The sequence below is a fragment of the Shewanella mangrovi genome (assembly GCF_000753795.1).
Classification (GTDB): Bacteria; Pseudomonadota; Gammaproteobacteria; order Enterobacterales; family Shewanellaceae; genus Shewanella; species Shewanella mangrovi.
Genome location: NZ_JPEO01000006.1, coordinates 12,497 through 30,118, shown reverse-complemented (window position 1 = coordinate 30,118; position 17,622 = coordinate 12,497). Strand labels below are relative to the sequence as shown.

The window sequence follows — 17,622 nt, the reverse complement described above, 5'->3', positions numbered from 1 at the left end:
ACAAGGGGCTCACTATGTATGAAGAGGTATCCCATACCCTGCTGAACCGCATCCTCGACGAACTTAAACCGGCCATCAATGCGACTGATCTGCGGTTTTTCTATAGTCGACTTGGCGCTAACTTTTATGCCATCTATTCACTGTTCAATAAGCTTTATGGTAATCGTCGCGATTTTGAAGAACAGCTCAAGAGCTTAGTTGAGGTGATGGCGCGCAACTATAGCGAGCGTGATGCCAAATTTAAGCAGGTTGACCGTCAGCGCGAGGCCGACCACAACTGGTTTCTGCATCAGCGCTGGGTGGGGATGGCACTCTATGCCAATGGCTTTGCTAAAGACTTGGGCGACTTGTGTGACAAAGTAAATTACTTTGCCGAACTTGGCGTTAATTTGGTGCATATTCTGCCGATTTGCGAATGTCCGGTAGGTAAAAGTGACGGTGGTTATGCCGTCAGTAATTTCCGTAAAGTCGATTCGCGCATGGGCTCAAATAAGATCTTGCAGGAGATTATTGATGGGCTGCACCAACAAGACTCCTTGATTGCGCTCGATATCGTGGTGAATCACACCTCAGATCAGCACGAATGGGCAAAAAAGGCGAAGCAAGGCGATGCCAAATATCAAAGCTATTTCTACATGTTTGACGATCGCACCATTCCCGATATGTTTGAGCAAACCATGCCGGAAGTGTTCCCGGAGACTGACCCGGGTAATTTCACTTGGAATGAGCAGGTGAATAAATGGGTTATGACTGTTTTCCATAAATATCAATGGGATTTGAACTACACCAATCCAGAAGTCTTTATGGAAATGCTGGACGTGATTCTATTTTGGGCCAATAAGGGCGTCGATGTGTTGCGCCTTGATGCAGTTGCCTTCTTGTGGAAAAAAATCGGCACCGCCTGTCAAAATGAAGCCGAAGCGCACAAAGTTTTGCAGCTCTTTAAAGATTGCTGCCAGGTGGTGGCGCCGGGCGTTATCTTTATTGCCGAAGCGATCGTCTCACCGTCTGAAATTATTAAATATTTTGGTGAAGATGCAGTTGTCGCCAAAGAGTGTGATATTGCCTACAACGCGACTTTTATGGCACTGCTGTGGGAAACGGTAGCCACCAAAAATGCGCGCTTACTTAACCAAGGCCTCAAGAGTTTACCGGCCAAACTGGAACGTGCGACTTGGCTCAATTATCTGCGTTGTCATGACGATATTGGGTTTGGCTTCGATGACAAGGATATTGGTTTGGTGGGCTATAACCCGCCAATGCACCGCAAATTTTTGGTGGACTATTTCACTGGAGAATTTGATAACAGCTCCGCGCGCGGCCGTCCATTTGGTAAAAACGAGAAAACCGGTGATGCGCGTATCTCGGGTTCATTAGCATCGTTAGTGGGGTTGCAGGCGGGTATCGAAACCGATGATGAGATGCTCATGCGTAATAGCCATAAACACATAGTGATGCTGCATAGTCTGATTATGTCGTTTGGTGGGATTCCGCTGCTGTATTACGGCGATGAAGTAGGGACACTCAACGATTACAACTACGAGCGCGATACTGATAAGTCGGCCGATAGTCGTTGGCTACATCGTCCTAAGCTAGATTGGTCGGTCATGGAAAAACGCCACGAGCCGGGCTCAATTCAGCAACAACTGTTTACCGATATGAAAAAGCTGATCGAGCTGAGAAAGCAGACAGATGCGTTTGCTGACTTCAATAACCGTGAGCTGTTGGAGCTGGGAAATGATGCGGTATTTGGCTATGTACGCTACAACTACGCCAATCCGTCAGACAAGGTGGTGGTTATCGCCAACCTGTCGGCAGAACCTCAGCGTATAGAGTTAGAACTGCTGCGGCAAAGCGCTTATGTCGATCCGTTAATGTTGGAGGATTTGTGGACCGGACGTTCGCCCGCAGTATTTTCCAACCAACTAGTGTTGGGCGGATTCCAGTTTTATTGGCTGGTGCTATCGCAAAGTCATGGGGTGTTTAATCGGCGTTAGGCGAACAACAAGACTGGTTCAACAGCTGATTTAGGCGGCTTTTTGTACAAAAGACATATTATGTCTTGTAAATTTGACCATTACATCTTGGCTACAAAAATCAATGTGCTATGGTTAGCGCCAATGGATTTTTATCCATTTGAAAAGGCTAATGTTTAGTTGTAGTCAGGCAGGATGCCACCGAAAGGAATTGCCTAATGCGCACCTGTCACAAGGAGATAAAATGGAATATTACATTGACGCGTTTAAGAAGTACGCTGATTTTACTGGCCGCGCGCGCCGCAAAGCGTTTTGGATGTTTGCTTTAATTAGCTTTATTGTGTCCATCGTATTGCAGGTTATTGATGCTGCCATGGGGAGTTTCTGGTTAGCCGCTGTTTATGGTTTAGCGGCATTTCTGCCCAATATCGCCGTTGCTGCTCGTCGCTTGCATGACACAGGTCGTTCAGGCTGGTGGCAGTTGATTGCGCTCATTCCGGTTATTGGCTGGATTGTGCTGTTGGTGTTTTATTGCCAAGACAGTGAGCCGGGCGAAAACGTGTTTGGTGCTAATCCAAAGGGCGTTGACGCCGACAGCGATATTGAGATGACGAACGTTTAAGCGCAAGATTATCATGTTGATAATGGGGGTAAGTCGATGACTTACCCCCATTATTTTTTGGGTCATAAATAGGTTGGACTTTTAGCCGCCTAGATGTCTATAATGCGCATCCCTTACGGGATTATCATACTTATTTAGTCAACCTTTAGTGGTGCCCGTGAGTAACGGGATAATCGGGAAGTCGGTGAAATTCCGGCACTGCCCCCGCAACGGTAAATGGTGAGATGCTGGCGCGCTACCGCGTTATAAAAGTCAGCAGCGCGCGCTCGTCGCATAGCCAAAGTCCGGAGACCGGCCCTTAAGGTATTTCGCGTATTTCGGTGGGCAGAACGTGAAATGGACTCATGTCTTCATGGGTTGTGGCGCATGCCCCGTTTCCCTTCAGGAGCAAAAGGAAATGGGATTTAAACCAACCTCTCTTGCCATGCTATGTGCTATGGCGACTTCGCTGCCTGCGTTGGCAGAACCGCAACAAACAACAGATGAACAGATGGTGGTCATTGGCCGTCAGCTAGAAACGCCTCTTGATATTGCGGCTAATGTGACCGTAATCGATGCTAGCGATATCGCCATTAGTGGCGCAACAAATTTGACCGAAGTGCTGCGTGGGCGTTCAGGTATTCAAATTTCAGATAGTAATAACGGCGCGGTGTTTGCCATGCGCGGTTTTAACTCTGGGACAGCCGTCAATAACACGCTGATTTTGTTAGATGGCCGTCGCTTAAACAATATCGATATTGCCGCTGCCAGCATTAAAGCGATTCCACTCAATCAGATTGAGCGAGTTGAGATTCTCAGTGGTAGTGCGGGGGTGTTGTACGGCGATCAAGCGGTTGGCGGCGTCATTAACATCATTACCAAAGCGCCAAATGCCACTGGCGGCAATATCAGTCTTAGTGCCGGTAGCTTTGATAGCTATGAAGGCAAAGTCGATCTTGCTGGGGCTATTAATAGCGAATGGCGTTATTTCTTGGCGGCTGACTATAACAGCAGCGATAACTACCGCCACAATAATGACAATGATACTAGCTCAGTGCTGGGGCGCGTGCACTATGACAACGGCACTCGTCAGTTCTTTATCGAAGGCAGCTACTACGATAATAAACAGCAAACACCGGGCGCATTGACGTTGGATGAATTTAAGGCCGACCCTCGCCAAGCCAGTGCATGGCAACTCGGTGATTATATCCATGAGATGACAGATGCATGGCGGGCACATCTGCAGCAGCAGGTCAGCAAGCATTGGCAACTGGCTGGTGATGTTAACTACTCTGACTCGCTGGTGAGCAGTGTAAGTTACGGCTCACTGGGGCAAAACACTCGCTCGTTGTTGGAGTTCAATCCAAAAGCGATTGGCGAATATGCCACCGATAAAGGCCCGTTGACTTTGGTTGTGGGTGCCGATTTGCATCGTGGTAAGGCGGATTTTGATCTAAGCTCCACCGATCGTCACAACACCCAAACGCTCACCAGTGCTTATGTGCAGGCGACAGTACCACTGACAAATGAACTGGATTACGTGGTGGGTGGTCGTTATGCCAAAGTGAAAGATGAGCTATATGACGCTGCTGTTTACGCTGATGGCATCGATCTCGATGAGCATGCGCATGCGCTGGAGTTTGGTCTGAACTATCGTCCCTTGGCGGGGCAACGTTTCTATCTGCGTGCCGAGCAAAACTTCCGCTTTGCCAAAGTGGATGAGCAGGCTTACACGCCACCGGACGTATTTGGACTGAAACCGCAAACGGGTGACTCTTTTGAAGCGGGGTGGGACTGGGTTGCGAGTCAATACCAGTTGAAATTAAACGCTTATCGTCTCGACCTTGATGATGAAATTGTTTATGACAACAGCGCAGAGCCACCCGCGGGAGGCGCATTTGCTGGCGCCAATATCAATGCTGATGCCTCTCGTCGTTACGGTGCCAGCGTTGCTGCTGATTGGCAGGTACTCAGTAACTGGACACTCGGCGCTGAATATAACTATATCAACGCTAAGTTCACCGAAGGCGCTAACGACGGTAAATCGCTTTCTTGGGTTGCTAAGCATTCCGGTCGCGTTTATAGCAGTGTCGACCTCGCGAAAGCTTGGCAATTCTATGCGGAAGCTCAGTATTTGGGCGACCGCTACATGGAAGGCGACAACGCCAATGCGGGAGACAAAATTGCCAGCTACTGGCTAGCCAATATCGCGATTAACTTCAATTATCAGCAATGGGATGCCAGTTTGCGTGCCGATAACGTGTTTGATAAAGAGTATGTTAGTTCTGGCTATTACAGTGAATGGGGCAACGGTTACTACTCTGGTACTGGGCGCGCACTGCGTTTGACCGTGAATTATCGATTTTAACGGAATCTAGACTCCTTGGTCAGTAAAGCCGCGCTTGTCAGTGCGGCTTTTTTTACGGCATTATGAAAGCGCTAACCGCTTGTTAACCGGAGTAGAATTCCATGCGAAGGATAGTGCTGTTACTGCTGTTATGTGTCAGCGGTTGCTCAAAACCCTCATTGCCGCCTCTGGATAGTCAGGCCACAGTGTTGGCTTTTGGTGACAGTCTTACTGCTGGTGTCGGCGCTGGTGCAGGCGATGATTATCCAACGCAACTGGCACATCTGTGTGGTTGCCAAGTGATCAATGCAGGAGTTTCTGGCGAGACCAGTAGCGAGGGCGTGCTACGCCTGCCTGATGTGCTTGATGAAACTCAACCTGATTTACTGCTTCTGCTCGAAGGTGGTAACGATATTCTGCGTAATCACTCAAAGCAGCAACTGCAGCAAAATTTAGCGTCGATGATTGCGGCGGCTCAAGGTCGTGGCGTCAGTGTGGTGCTATTATCTGTACCTGAAAAGAGTTTGTTGTTGTCGGCATCGCCTATTTATAAGGCGCTGGCTGATGAATTTAACGTGCCACTAATGGATGACACCATTCCAGATTTGCTCAGTAATTCAGCGCTGAAATCTGATGCTGTGCATCTCAATGCCGCCGGATATCAACAGTTAGCACAACAAATTTTTGCAAAATTGCAGCAGGAAGGCGCCTTTTCGATGTGAGTTATCGAGAATGCGCGAATCAACTTGACCCTCAGGGGCGTTTTATGGGTAAATTCCTGCCATACTGAACAAGCATTAATACGGACAAATACAGCAGGTTAAGATTGCCATGACAGATCTTGAACAGCAGGTGTTGACTCAGGTACGCGCGATAATTTCCAACGAAGAACAGGTGATTGGTCGCCGAGCAACCTTAGTACCGCTGAAAAAAGCCATCATCGCCGATGGTGATATCCGTAATGTAATTGATATCGTCTCTACCGATCCCGCCTTAGCCGCTCATTTGTTGTGGCGTTGCAATTGCGCATCGGCACCGTCTGTAAAAACGGCTAATCGCACCTTAAAAGATGCCTTGATCCGCCTCGGCCAAGTGAATATCTATCGTTATGCTTTTACCTTCTATTTGAAGGAGCGTTTAGATGAATTGCCACAGCCATATCGCAAGTTAGTGCAGGGCTATTGGCGTCTAACGGAAAGCATTGCCACCGAAGCAGTAGACAGCCTGCATCAGATGCAGGGGGTCAGTATCGATCCGGATGAAGTACAAACGCTGGCACTATTCAGTGTGTTTGGGCAGATTATTGCATTAACCGCATTTGCCTATATGAACGCCGAAGCCGAGCAATGTTTTCCGCTGAGCATCATCAAAAGTTTGATTGATACTCAGCAGCAAACGCTCACGCTAGAGGCATTTGAATCTTTGGGCCTAGATGATGAGCTAAAGCATGAATTTATGATTGCTCATAACCTCAGACAAACCCGCGATGCTAACTCACCTGGGTTAGTGTTACGCCGCATTCTGTCAATGCGTGGTCTACTGCTAAATCCGCTGTAACTCAGGCTAAACCGCGACGGCTTCGGTGCGGGTCGCGTTCGCTATCAGCTGCATGACCCGGCTTATCAGCGGGTTGTGCTTCGCTTGAGTATCGTGTCTTATGGCGGCATACAGCGGCCGGAACAGGCCGTTTTCTCCCAATCTTACTGTGGTTAAGCTCAAGCCTTGCGCTTCAGTCAAAGACCAATTTGGCAGACTGGCGACGCCTTCACCACAGGCGATGCGCTGCAGCAGCATATTGGTAAGATCGCAGGTTTTTTGTGGCCCGGGTGCTACGCCTGCTGGCGCCAGAAAATACTGCACTAAATCTAAGCGTGACAGCGGTACTGGATAACTGATGATAGCTTCGCCTGCCAACTGTGTTGGTGTGACATAATCGCACTTGGCTAATGCAGTATCTTTGCCTACCACCAATTTCACCTCAAATTCGGACAAATGTTCAAAGTGCAGTGAATGATTTGCGATGGGATCTGAGGTCAGCACCAGATCTAACTCCCCTTGCTCAAGCGCATCGAGTGCATCAAACGAATAGCGACTAAGCAGGTCAAGCCGTTCATCCGGAAATTGCTGTTTGAACTGTGCCATCACCGGCATCAACCAACGATAACAGCTATGACAGTCGATACCGATACGCAATGGTGCATGTTCGTCGTTGCTCGCCGCTTTTAGCTGCTGTTCGGTCGCGCTGACTTTAGGCAGAATATCTTCCGCCAAATCGACCAGTTTTAATCCTTCTTCGGTAAAGGCAAGCGGCTTGCTTTTGCGCACAAACACCTTGGCTTCAATGCGAGATTCCAGCTCTTTCAATTGGTGTGACAGCGCCGATTGCGTGACAAAGCACTTACTGGCGGCAGCCGCCAAACTTCCTGTTTGTTTGAGTGCCAGCACCGTTCTCAGGTGGCGCAGTTCAATCATTGCCATGGGGTTGAATCCTGCTCATGTTGTTGATGAAAGCAATTCGTTTGAATGGGTGCAGCCTATCATAATAAACTTCTAGACGTCCAGACGCCTAAAACAGTTTTGGCGATCATCCCATTACCGATAAAGGATTTGCTCATGAAATTAAACAGCCTCGGATTTCCCCGCATTGGTTGCGAGCGTGAATTGAAGTTCGCCTTAGAAAAATATTGGCGCGAAGAGATAACGCAACCTCAGTTGTTGGCAATTGCAGAAGAGTTACGTCGCACTCATTGGCAGTGGCAAGCCGAAGCCGGGGTTGAACTCCTGCCCGTGGGGGATTTTGCTTACTACGATCAAGTGCTGACGCTTAGTGCAACGTTTGGGGTGATTCCAGAGCGTCATCAAGCAGGCGATATCGATCTTGATACCTTGTTTCGAGTGGCTCGTGGTCGTGCGCCAAGCGGCACGCCAGCGGCAGCAGCTGAGATGACGAAGTTCTTTAATACTAACTATCACTACATAGTGCCTGAACTGAATGAGCAACAGCAATTTAGCTTGAGTTGGCCGCAACTGCTGGATGAAGCGGCAGAAGCACTCGCCTTAGGCTATCAGGTAAAACCCGTTATTCTTGGTCCGGTCAGCTATCTGCACCTAGCAAAAACGGTAGGTACTAAGTTTGATAAATTACAGTTGTTGCCCGATTTGTTAGCGGCTTATCAGCAACTGCTTGAACGTTTTAAAGCGCTTGGTATTGAGTGGGTACAGCTCGACGAACCAGTGCTGGCATTAGAGTTGGATGACGCTTGGCAGCTGGCTATTCGTCAGAGTTATCAGGTTTTGTCGCAAGTTAATCTGAAGCTGCTACTTGCCAGTTACTATGGCAGTGTGGCGCATCATCATGCGCTCATCAGCCAGTTATCGGTCGCCGGGATCCATCTGGATTTGGTGGCAGATAGCCATCAGTTGGCATTGTTTGCCGACACGTTGGCACCCGGGCAAGTGCTATCCGCTGGCGTTATCAACGGGCGCAATGTATGGGCGGCAGAGTTGGATTTGTTAGCCGAGACGCTATCGCCATATGCCGAGCTGTTGGGAGAGCGTTTATGGCTGGCACCGAGTTGCTCTTTATTGCATACGCCAGTGGATCTCGACTCTGAGCAGCAACTCACGCCATCACTGAAAGCCTTGCTGGCGTTTGCCAAGCAGAAATTGCGGGAACTGAATGAGCTGCAGCAGTTGCTGATTGCACCGTTAGCGGCAGCGTCGCAACTTGTCTGTCAGCGTTGTCAGCGAGTAAGAGCTGAGAGACAACAGGCGCGTGATGTCGTGGTTGCACAGCGTTTGGCACAGCTCAGCGAAGCTGATTATCAGCGCCAACACGCATTTGCCGTGCGGCAACAAGCGCAGCAACGCAAATACCAGTTGCCGCTGTTACCAACGACGACCATCGGCTCTTTTCCTCAGACTCAAGCGGTAAGACATTTGCGCAGTCGCTGGCGCAAGGGCGAAGTATCTGCCGACGATTACCAAACGCAACTTGAGTTGGTGACTAAAGACACCATTGAGCGCCAGTTAAAGCTCGGAATTGATGTTCTGGTACATGGTGAAGCGGAGCGTACTGATATGGTGGAGTACTTTGGTGAGCAGCTCAGTGGCGTTGGCTTTACTCAATTCGGATGGGTGCAAAGTTATGGCTCGCGCTGCGTAAAACCGCCGCTCATTTATGCGGATGTCAGTCGCCCACAACCGATGACACTTGAGTGGGCCAGCTATGCTCAAAGTTTAACTGAAAAGCCGGTGAAAGGTATGTTGACCGGTCCTGTGACCATTTTGCACTGGTCTTTCTGTCGCGAAGATATTTCCCGCGAAACCGTTGCGCAGCAGTTGGCGCTGGCGATCCGCGATGAAGTGGCAGATCTGCAACGGGTTGGCATTGGTATTATCCAGATTGATGAGCCCGCTTTCCGCGAAGGTTTACCGTTAAAACGCAGCGAATGGCAGCATTATCTTGATTGGGCAGTAGCGGCATTTCGCCTCAGTGCGAGTGTGGCCGATGATGACACACAAATTCATACTCATATGTGCTACAGCGAATTCAACGATACGATTGAAGCGATTGCGGCCATGGATGCGGATGTGATTACTATTGAAACCAGTCGCTCGCATATGGCGTTACTGGATGTGTTTGAAGCTTTTGACTACCCGAATGAAATTGGTCCGGGTGTATACGACATCCATTCCCCGAACATTCCGACTGAGGCGGAAATGGTCGCCTTGATGGAAAAAGCGGCCGAACGTATTCCGCTGCGACAGCTGTGGGTGAACCCCGATTGCGGCTTGAAAACCCGTCAGTGGCATGAAGTTGAGCCGGCGCTGAAAAACATGGTGAATGCTGCGCGCGAACTGCGCCGTCGCTTAGGTTAGCCGCTCACTCCTAAGCACAGCGACACTGACTATACTGTGAGTGTCGCTGTCATTTGAGGAGTCATATATGAGCCATGTCTATAAGATAATTGAGCTAACCGGTTCTTCGCCCATCAGCTCTGATGATGCCATCAGAAATGCCATCGCTGCCGCCAGCCAGTCGTTACACCATCTGCGTTGGTTTGAGGTGGTCGAAAACCGTGGTCATATTGAGGCGGGCGTGGTTGCCCATTGGCAGGTGACCATCAAAGTCGGCTTTACCTTAGACAATGAGTCTTAGGCGCGTTAGGCGTCGCGGGGTAAACCTTTCTCAATAATCCGTAGCAGACGCTGCTGTTTGCGGTTGTCATGACTTTGCGTCTGCTGCTTGTGCAATTGTTGCTGCAGTGCCCACTCAATATGTTCTAGCACGAGTGTGCTGGCACTGGCACTGACTTTGGCAGTGGTAAGCGCGGCGACTATCTGGTCATCAAATGGGGCATTTCCCAACGCTACCGCAATATTACGTTGCCAACGTTCATGGCCGATACGGCGAATTGCACTGCCTTCAGTTTGTTTCAGAAAGGTGGCTTCGTTCCAAGCAAATAAAGTTAACAGTGACATCTGTTGTAGTTGCGGCCGAATATGGAAGTCTTGCTCGGCGGTTAATGGTGCTGCGCGATTGACCGGGCATACCAGTTGGCAATCGTCGCAACCATAGATACGGTTACCGAGCAGTGGCCGTAATTCCTCTGGAATCGCCCCTTGCAGTTCAATGGTGAGATAGGAGATACAGCGTCGAGCATCGACCACATAGGGCTCGACAATGGCGCCAGTCGGGCAGGAGGTGATACAGGCCACGCAGTTGCCGCACTGCTCGGTCACCGCAACATCGACAGGCAACGGCAGATTAATCAGCAACTCACCGAGGAAAAACCAGCTGCCAGCCTCTTCAGCGAGGATTAGCGAATGTTTGCCTGTCCAGCCAATGCCAGCCTTTTCCGCTAACGGCCGCTCCAAAATCGGTGCCGAATCGACAAATGGGCGATAGCCACTGTCCGGCAGAGAGAATGCTGCTAGCGCTTGGTTGATTCTTTCTCCCAGCTGCTTTAGGCGATTTCTTAGCAGCTTGTGATAATCACGCCCGCCAGCATATCTTGAAATATATGCCATTTTGGGGTCTTTCAGATTGGTGGCAAACCGCGCCTGAGGTGGCAGGTAATCCATGCGTACGGAAATGACTCTCACCGTGCCGGGATGCAGCTCTGCCGGGCGCGCACGCATCATACCGTGGCTTGCCATATAGCCCATTTCACCGTGATAGCCCTTATCCAACCATTGCTGTAATATCGGCTCTTCTGCCGCCAAGTCAATATCGCAGATGCCCACTTTGGCAAAGCCAAGCTCTTGCCCCCACTGTTTTATGTCGCGGGCAAGCTGATTGAGAAGGCTGGCATCAAACGGTGATGGCGTATTGGTCATGCAATCGGCTGTCAGGTTAGGTGAAATCGAAGCTGGCGCCATGATAGCAAATTCACTCGGCTGACGGCAGTGAATCGCTGCTATTGGCACCGACGCAATGCTATACTTGCCGCCGATTTTTATTGGGAGTGCATATGAGCGAACAAACCACTGAATATCGCGAGCAGGCTTACGCCGCGGCGGTCAACATCTGTGCCACGGTTTTACCGATGGACAAACTGCCGCAAGGCTTGCGTGAAGCTTATGATAGCTTGTTTGACGAGCTGCTAGCAGACAGAACTGCCACTTTTGAAGAAGCGTGGCTGGGGCTGCCAGCCAGTGCGACCAAGCTGATGTCAAAAGCACATTTTCATGGCTTCTTTATTGCTGCCGCTTGGTTGCAATTGAGTATGGTGGGGCAACAGCTTGCTGAAAAACAAGCGGATAGTGAGCAAGAGATCTCCCAGCAAGATACCGATGGTATCTACGCCCGTATTGCCAAGGATGCGCTGCGTGAAAGTATTCGGAAGCTGAAGAAAGCCCGCACCGATCGTCGTTTGCTCAATAGCATGCGCGAAGTTATTGGCCTAACAGCTTAATTTGGTGATTGTGCCAAAATAAAAACGGATGCCTTGGCATCCGTTTTTGCTTGCAACCTTAGGTTTAGAACGAGGTACGGCGGTAACGACGATATTCTGGTCTCCAGAAGTTATCTTCAATCGCCTGTTTGAGCAGTTCGTCCGTTTTTGGCAGGGCATAACCCTGTTCAATCGCAACTTTACCGACTTCAAAGGCAATATATTTACTTACCGCATGAATGTCTTCCAGACGCGGTAGCAGAGAACCTTCGCCGTTCTGTGCCAGTGGTGAGCATTCAGCTAAGGCGCGGCTCGATGCCATCAGCATCTCATCTGAAACTCGGCTGGCGCCCGTTGCCAGTACACCTAAGCCGATACCGGGGAAGATATAGCTGTTGTTGCACTGGGCAATTTCATAGGTTTTACCATCGACAACGACTGGCTCGAATGGGCTGCCGGTTGCCACTAATGCTTGTGCATCGGTCCAATAGAGAATGTCTTTTGGCGTTGCTTCTACGCGGCTGGTCGGGTTCGACAATGGGAATACAATCGGGCGAGCACAATGGCTATGCATCGCTTTGATGATTTCCTCACTGAAGAGACCTGGCGCGCCAGAAACCCCAATCAGAATGGTCGGCTTAGCATTGTTGACGACATCCAGCAGTGAGATGTTGTCGCAGAAATTGCTCCAATTCTCGATATATTCACGCTTCTGCGCCAAGGCGCTTTGGAAGTTGTGCAGGTTAGGCATGTTGTCTTGCAACAGACCCCAGCGATCCACCATGAATACTTGGCGACGCGCTTGTTCGTCGCTGATGCCTTCTGACACCATCTGCGCGATAATCGCTTCGGCGATACCACAACCGGCGCTACCCGCACCGAGGAAGGCGATACGTTGTTCGCTCAGTTGAGTATTGGCCGCTTTACAGGCCGCCAGCAACGAACCGACAGTCACGGCAGCAGTGCCTTGAATATCGTCGTTAAAGCAACAGTACTTATCTTTGTAGCGTTGCAACAGTGGCATGGCGTTCTTTTGCGCGAAGTCTTCAAACTGGATCAAGGCATCAGGCCAGCGACGATGAATGGCTTCCAATACTGAATCAACAAATTCAGCATATTCTTCGCCGCCCATACGCTTATGGCGCCAGCCCATGTACATAGGATCTTCCAGCAAGTGCGGATTATCTGTGCCGACGTCTAAGGTGATCGGTAGCGTATAAGCCGGGCTAATACCGCCACAGCTGGTATATAGCGACAGTTTACCAATCGGGATCCCCATGCCGCCGATACCTTGGTCACCCAACCCTAGAATGCGTTCACCGTCGGTAATCACAATCACTTTCACCTTATGGCGGGTCGAGTTATTGAGAATATCGTCAATACGTTCTTTCGCCGGGTAAGAGATAAACAGTCCACGGTTACGACGCCAGTTTTTTGAGAAACGCTCACACGCCAGCCCCACAGTTGGCGTGTAAATAATCGGCATCATCTCAGAAATATGGTTTTGTACCAGACGATAGAACAAGGTTTCGTTGGTGTCTTGAATGTTACGCAGATAAATGTGTTTATCTAAAGCGTTATTGAAACTGCGGAACTGGTCATAGGCGCGTGACGCCTGTTCTTCAATGGTCTCAATGTAGTATGGCAGCAGGCCTTCGAGGTTGAACGAAGTACGTTCTTCTTCGGTAAAGGCGCTGCCTTTGTTGATCAAGGGTGCTTCGAGAAGTGCTGGACCCGCAAATGGCATATAGAGCGGGCGTTTGTTGTCGTCCATAGCGAACCTTTTATTAGATTTATGACAGGTGGAGATTCGTGATCTGAATGCGCATAGATTAGCACGAAATGTGACCTTTGTTTGGTTTTTGAGGCTTTAGTGACTTTATTTCGTTTGAAAAACGGTCACTTGATAGGTTCGCTAGGTTAGGCCTCGAGCGCGGCTATTTACCGCGCAGTTTTATCGACAGTCCTTTGAGGAAGTTACGCATTACCTGATCGCCGCAATAGCGGTAATTTTTCTGGTCCGGATTGCGGAACAATGCAGACAGCTCTGACTTACTTAAACGGAAATTGGCCAGTGCCAGCATTTCGATAAAATCTTCCTCTTTATACTGCAATGCAATGCGGATTTTTTTGAGGATGATGTTGTTGTTCAGCTCGTTCGTTGGCTGCGGTACACCCGCGCCCGGCTTCATGCCGCGTTTTTCGATGATCAGCGCATCGAGAAACTGGCATAGGGTACGGTTATCACAAGGGCGGTAATCTTCTTCGTCCTCTTTTTTCATTAGCGCCAGTAACAGCTCTGGCTCCATTTCGCGATGAACCCGCGCAAACATGCGGATCATCTTGCTGTCGTGAATATTAAGGGCGAAGCGCAAACGGCGCAGAATATCATTATTGGTCATGCTGTTATCTTTTGACTGAGCCGCGATTGCATAGCCTTCGCAGCGTAAAACTTACAATTGGCTAGCAGCCCATTTGGCGCGACTTTCACGACTTTCGCCAAGTCCGGCTTGTTCACGAAATGCTTTATAACTGTCGACGTCGAGCGGTACTAAACCGATCTCAACTTCCAACACCAGTTTACACTCTTTTTTAATGCGCCAAGCGGCGGTGTTGTACAACTCTGTCACGGGTAGCAAGCTGATAAATTCAGGGTTGTATTGCGTATAGAGTGCTTGAGTTGGATACACGACAAATGCCAAACGACGTTTTGGTTCTTTTTTAAACATGGCTTCAATTGAGTCACAGGTATTGAGTACTTGCATCTCAATGGTGTCATCAATCTCCAGCAGTTTTTTCTCGGCGAGTTCAGGAATCGGCTGTTGGCCAAGTTCCCACTGTTGTAACTCTTCAACGCTGCATTTGAGTACTTCGGCAGCTTTGGTTTCATCCAAACCCAGCGATAAACGTAAGCATTGAAACTCAAGCGGATTAAGGGCGTATTTCGCCATAACAATTACCTTTATTGGTTAGCTTTGCAGCCAGACTTCTTCGACCCACTGCCAGAATGATTCATAGGCGTTGTCTTCATCAAGAAATCCGTCTTGCCAAAAGTAGACGATGCCTTCTTCATTGACGCAGTAAAAGTCATCTCCAATCTGACAGATCGGCATCAAATGACGCGGCACTCCAATGGACCATGCGTAGGCGGTGACTTCTGGCAGATAGGTGTGCGAATAAGGGTCTGCGACGGTGACCGGTTCCAGTGAACCGACAATCACATCACTGGCATACATCAAGTATTCTTTCACTTCTGCCGGAATCGGCAGCAAAATCTGCTCTTCAGCTTCGACAATCTGATCAAAGCTCGGAAGCTCCAGCGGCACGGGTACAGTTTCGCTTTCTTGCTGCAGCTGTTCTATCACTTCATGCATGGCATTGCCCTCAAATGGCAGTTAAGGTGCGAGAGTATAACGGCTTGGCAAAAAGGCACAAGTTTTGTGCGAACACAGTGATAATAGAAACGAAAAAGGCGCTTTGCAGCGCCTTTTTACATCGATAAACCAATTACCAGATTTTCACCCGTTTCGCAGGCTCAATGTACATGCCATCACCCGGTTTTACATCAAAGGTGGTGTAGAACTGTGGCATATTTTCCAGAGACCCTAACGCGCGGAATTTCGCTGGTGAATGCGGGTCGGTCGCAACACGGTTACGTACCGCTTCCTCTTTGAACTTACCACGCCAAATTTGCGCAAAGCCCATAAAGAAACGTTGGTCGCCAGTAAGGCCTTCAATCTCAGGTGCTTCTTTACCATTAAGTGACTTTTTATACGCCTTATAAGCGATAGTCACACCTGACAAGTCACCGATGTTTTCACCCAGTGTCAGCTCACCATTGACGTGCAGATCCGGGTAAACGAAGAAACCGTTGTACTGTGCTACCAAGGCTTCGGTTTTTGCGTGGAATGCATCTAAGTCAGCCTTAGTCCACCAGTCACGCATATTGCCATCGCCATCATATTTGGCACCTTGGTCGTCAAAACCATGACCCATTTCGTGGCCGATCACTGCACCAATACCACCGTAGTTGACGGCGCTATCTGCCGCCATGTTAAAGAATGGCGGTTGCAGAATTGCTGCAGGGAATACGATTTCGTTCATGGTTGGGTTGTAGTACGCATTTACGGTTTGTGGCGTCATATGCCACTCATCGCGGTCGATTGGACCACCCAGTTTATCCAACGATTTTTGATGCTCTACCTGACCAGCACGCATTTCGTTGCCAACCAGATCATCGGCAGCAATGGTCAACTTGCTGTAGTCTTCCCACTTGTTTGGATAGCCGATCTTCGGATTAAATTTGGCCAGTTTGGCTTTAGCGGCCGCTTTGGTTTCTGGCGTCATCCAGTCCAGCTCATCAATGCTGTCTGCATAAGCTTGGCGCAGGTTTTCTACCAGTTGTTCCATGCGGGCTTTAGCTTCTGGAGTGAAATGACGTTTTACGTACACTTTCCCGACGACTTCACCTAGCAGATTGTTAACCTTACTAACGCCGCGCTTCCAACGTGGCTCAGGCTCTTCCTGACCATTTAATTTGCGGGCAAAGAAGTCAAAGTTTTCTTTATCAAAATCACTGCCGAGATCACCGGCAAAGTTGGTCAGCAGGTGCCAACGCAGATAGGTTTTCCAAGTGGCGATATCTGTGTCTTTGATCAACTTACCTAAGTCGGTAATAAAGCTTGGTTGACTGACAATAATGTCTGGTTGCTTATCAGCACCCAGCGCTTGGAGGTAGCTGTTCCAGTTGATTTCTGGTGCCAGTGTTTGCAGATCTGCCAGTGCGTACTTGTTGTAGGTTTTGGTGCTGTCACGACTTGCCACAACATCCCAATGCGCTTTCGCAATCGCCGTTTCCAGCTTCATGATCGCTTCAGCACTCTTGCGCGGTTTGTCCCAACCAGCCAGTTTGAACATGTTGATCATATGCTGTACAAACTGCTCACGGATTTTGACAAAGCGTTCAGCGTCGTTGAAGTAGTAATCGCGCTCTGGCAATGACAGACCGTATTGCCACAGGTGAGTGGCGTAACGGCTGGAATCTTTAGAGTCGATGTCGATGAAGAACGCTAGCGGCGTACCGCCACCGATGATTTGGCTTTCACCAAAATAGGCAACCAGTTCATCGGTAGATTTAATCGCATCAATTTTGGCTAACTCTGGCTTGAGCGGCGTGATGCCTAATTTATCCAGGGTTGCCGTGTCCATATAAGAGCGATACAGATCCGCGACTTTCTGTTCATCAGTGCCAGCTTTAAGATCTGTTTTGGCGGCCACATCTTCGATAATGGCTTTGATATCACTTTTGGATTTTTCACGCAGATCGTAGAAGGCGCCTACAGAGGTACGGTCAGCCGGAATTTCAGTTTTCTTAATCCAGCCACCGTTTACGTAGTCGTAGAAATCATCTTGTGGACGAACGCTTTTATCAAAATTGGCAAAGTCGATGCCTGATGTCAGCGCTGCTTTTACGGCAGTCGCCGCTTGGGTTTGTTGTGCTGGCGCTGCAGCCGCTGCCGTGTTCACTTTAGCTTCGTCATTACAGGCGCTTAATCCTGCAATCATGGTGGCACACAGGCCGCCAATCAGTAACTTATTCATTTTTAGTCCTTTATGGCTTTGCGAATATTGAATTGTCTGCAAAAAGCCTTCGCGATCTTGATTATCAGCCTGTGGCTGTCGCTTTGCAGTTGGCTAATGTTAAATTGTTATTACATTTTGTCTCAAGTATTGCCTGCTGCGAAATTGTCATCGAATGTTATCGCGTTTGTTCTTAGGCGTGCTTTCGCGGATAATGCG

15 protein-coding genes and 1 riboswitch are annotated in these 17,622 nt (G+C 49.2%); of the genes, 8 read left to right on the top strand and 7 right to left on the bottom strand.

Annotation, left to right across the window (positions count from 1 at the left end; all coding sequences use genetic code 11):
* Nucleotides 1-14: 14 nt before the first annotated feature.
* The 5 genes from HR45_RS09865 to HR45_RS09845 all read left to right on the top strand — a co-directional run bounded on the left by HR45_RS09865 (nucleotide 15) and on the right by HR45_RS09845 (nucleotide 6,481).
* Complete coding sequence (locus HR45_RS09865; RefSeq protein WP_052074659.1) at nucleotides 15-1,997, top strand: alpha-amylase family protein; 1,983 nt, start codon at nucleotides 15-17, stop codon at nucleotides 1,995-1,997.
* Nucleotides 1,998-2,220: 223 nt separating this feature from the next.
* Nucleotides 2,221-2,598: a DUF805 domain-containing protein gene (locus tag HR45_RS09860; protein WP_037442476.1), complete on the top strand. Its 378-nt coding sequence runs from the start codon at nucleotides 2,221-2,223 to the stop codon at nucleotides 2,596-2,598.
* A 132-nt stretch (nucleotides 2,599-2,730) separates the two neighbouring features.
* Nucleotides 2,731-2,912, top strand: a riboswitch (cobalamin riboswitch).
* Between the two features lie 83 nt (nucleotides 2,913-2,995).
* On the top strand, nucleotides 2,996-4,945 hold the full coding sequence (locus tag HR45_RS09855) for a TonB-dependent receptor family protein (protein WP_037442474.1): 1,950 nt from the start codon (nucleotides 2,996-2,998) through the stop codon (nucleotides 4,943-4,945).
* A 101-nt stretch (nucleotides 4,946-5,046) separates the two neighbouring features.
* A complete protein-coding gene (locus HR45_RS09850) occupies nucleotides 5,047-5,646 on the top strand; it encodes a GDSL-type esterase/lipase family protein (RefSeq protein ID WP_037442472.1) in 600 nt (199 codons plus the stop codon).
* Between the two features lie 109 nt (nucleotides 5,647-5,755).
* A complete protein-coding gene (locus HR45_RS09845) occupies nucleotides 5,756-6,481 on the top strand; it encodes an HDOD domain-containing protein (protein WP_037442470.1) in 726 nt (241 codons plus the stop codon).
* Between the two features lie 6 nt (nucleotides 6,482-6,487).
* Here HR45_RS09845 and HR45_RS09840 read toward each other — a convergent pair whose 3' ends face one another.
* Nucleotides 6,488-7,396 carry a LysR family transcriptional regulator gene (locus HR45_RS09840; RefSeq protein WP_037442782.1) on the bottom strand — a complete coding sequence of 303 codons (909 nt, stop codon included), beginning with the start codon at nucleotides 7,394-7,396 and terminating at the stop codon, nucleotides 6,488-6,490.
* A gap of 141 nt (nucleotides 7,397-7,537) precedes the next feature.
* On the opposite strand from HR45_RS09840, the gene metE reads away from it, so the two are divergent.
* On the top strand, nucleotides 7,538-9,805 hold the full coding sequence (metE, locus tag HR45_RS09835) for a 5-methyltetrahydropteroyltriglutamate--homocysteine S-methyltransferase (RefSeq protein WP_037442467.1): 2,268 nt from the start codon (nucleotides 7,538-7,540) through the stop codon (nucleotides 9,803-9,805).
* A gap of 67 nt (nucleotides 9,806-9,872) precedes the next feature.
* On the top strand, nucleotides 9,873-10,085 hold the full coding sequence (locus HR45_RS09830; protein WP_037442465.1) for a dodecin: 213 nt from the start codon (nucleotides 9,873-9,875) through the stop codon (nucleotides 10,083-10,085).
* Between the two features lie 5 nt (nucleotides 10,086-10,090).
* On the opposite strand, the gene queG is transcribed toward HR45_RS09830, so the two are convergent.
* Nucleotides 10,091-11,266 (bottom strand): tRNA epoxyqueuosine(34) reductase QueG, encoded by a 1,176-nt coding sequence (queG, locus tag HR45_RS09825; RefSeq protein ID WP_037442781.1) that lies wholly within the window; start codon nucleotides 11,264-11,266, stop codon nucleotides 10,091-10,093.
* A gap of 134 nt (nucleotides 11,267-11,400) precedes the next feature.
* On the opposite strand from queG, the gene HR45_RS09820 reads away from it, so the two are divergent.
* Nucleotides 11,401-11,844 (top strand): DUF3069 domain-containing protein, encoded by a 444-nt coding sequence (locus HR45_RS09820; RefSeq protein ID WP_037442463.1) that lies wholly within the window; start codon nucleotides 11,401-11,403, stop codon nucleotides 11,842-11,844.
* A 64-nt stretch (nucleotides 11,845-11,908) separates the two neighbouring features.
* Here HR45_RS09820 and HR45_RS09815 read toward each other — a convergent pair whose 3' ends face one another.
* The 5 genes from HR45_RS09815 to HR45_RS09795 form a co-directional block, all read right to left on the bottom strand.
* Nucleotides 11,909-13,597 (bottom strand): NAD-dependent malic enzyme, encoded by a 1,689-nt coding sequence (locus tag HR45_RS09815; protein ID WP_037442461.1) that lies wholly within the window; start codon nucleotides 13,595-13,597, stop codon nucleotides 11,909-11,911.
* Between the two features lie 163 nt (nucleotides 13,598-13,760).
* Nucleotides 13,761-14,225, bottom strand: a complete 465-nt coding sequence (locus HR45_RS09810) for a YehS family protein (protein WP_037442459.1) — start codon at nucleotides 14,223-14,225, stop codon at nucleotides 13,761-13,763.
* A gap of 51 nt (nucleotides 14,226-14,276) precedes the next feature.
* Entirely contained in the window at nucleotides 14,277-14,774 is a 498-nt protein-coding gene (locus HR45_RS09805; RefSeq protein WP_037442457.1) for a DUF4447 family protein, read from the bottom strand.
* An 18-nt stretch (nucleotides 14,775-14,792) separates the two neighbouring features.
* Entirely contained in the window at nucleotides 14,793-15,197 is a 405-nt protein-coding gene (locus HR45_RS09800; RefSeq protein ID WP_037442456.1) for an SMI1/KNR4 family protein, read from the bottom strand.
* A gap of 133 nt (nucleotides 15,198-15,330) precedes the next feature.
* On the bottom strand, nucleotides 15,331-17,424 hold the full coding sequence (locus HR45_RS09795) for a M13 family metallopeptidase (protein ID WP_037442454.1): 2,094 nt from the start codon (nucleotides 17,422-17,424) through the stop codon (nucleotides 15,331-15,333).
* Between the last annotated feature and the right edge of the window lie 198 nt (nucleotides 17,425-17,622).

Coding starts and splice junctions, on each gene's coding strand:
- HR45_RS09865 (WP_052074659.1), top strand. CDS start 15: ATGTATGAAGAGGTATCCCATACCCTGCTGAACCGCATCCTCGACGAA.
- HR45_RS09860 (WP_037442476.1), top strand. CDS start 2,221: ATGGAATATTACATTGACGCGTTTAAGAAGTACGCTGATTTTACTGGC.
- HR45_RS09855 (WP_037442474.1), top strand. CDS start 2,996: ATGGGATTTAAACCAACCTCTCTTGCCATGCTATGTGCTATGGCGACT.
- HR45_RS09850 (WP_037442472.1), top strand. CDS start 5,047: ATGCGAAGGATAGTGCTGTTACTGCTGTTATGTGTCAGCGGTTGCTCA.
- HR45_RS09845 (WP_037442470.1), top strand. CDS start 5,756: ATGACAGATCTTGAACAGCAGGTGTTGACTCAGGTACGCGCGATAATT.
- HR45_RS09840 (WP_037442782.1), bottom strand. CDS start 7,396: ATGATTGAACTGCGCCACCTGAGAACGGTGCTGGCACTCAAACAAACA.
- metE (WP_037442467.1), top strand. CDS start 7,538: ATGAAATTAAACAGCCTCGGATTTCCCCGCATTGGTTGCGAGCGTGAA.
- HR45_RS09830 (WP_037442465.1), top strand. CDS start 9,873: ATGAGCCATGTCTATAAGATAATTGAGCTAACCGGTTCTTCGCCCATC.
- queG (WP_037442781.1), bottom strand. CDS start 11,266: ATGACCAATACGCCATCACCGTTTGATGCCAGCCTTCTCAATCAGCTT.
- HR45_RS09820 (WP_037442463.1), top strand. CDS start 11,401: ATGAGCGAACAAACCACTGAATATCGCGAGCAGGCTTACGCCGCGGCG.
- HR45_RS09815 (WP_037442461.1), bottom strand. CDS start 13,597: ATGGACGACAACAAACGCCCGCTCTATATGCCATTTGCGGGTCCAGCA.
- HR45_RS09810 (WP_037442459.1), bottom strand. CDS start 14,225: ATGACCAATAATGATATTCTGCGCCGTTTGCGCTTCGCCCTTAATATT.
- HR45_RS09805 (WP_037442457.1), bottom strand. CDS start 14,774: ATGGCGAAATACGCCCTTAATCCGCTTGAGTTTCAATGCTTACGTTTA.
- HR45_RS09800 (WP_037442456.1), bottom strand. CDS start 15,197: ATGCATGAAGTGATAGAACAGCTGCAGCAAGAAAGCGAAACTGTACCC.
- HR45_RS09795 (WP_037442454.1), bottom strand. CDS start 17,424: ATGAATAAGTTACTGATTGGCGGCCTGTGTGCCACCATGATTGCAGGA.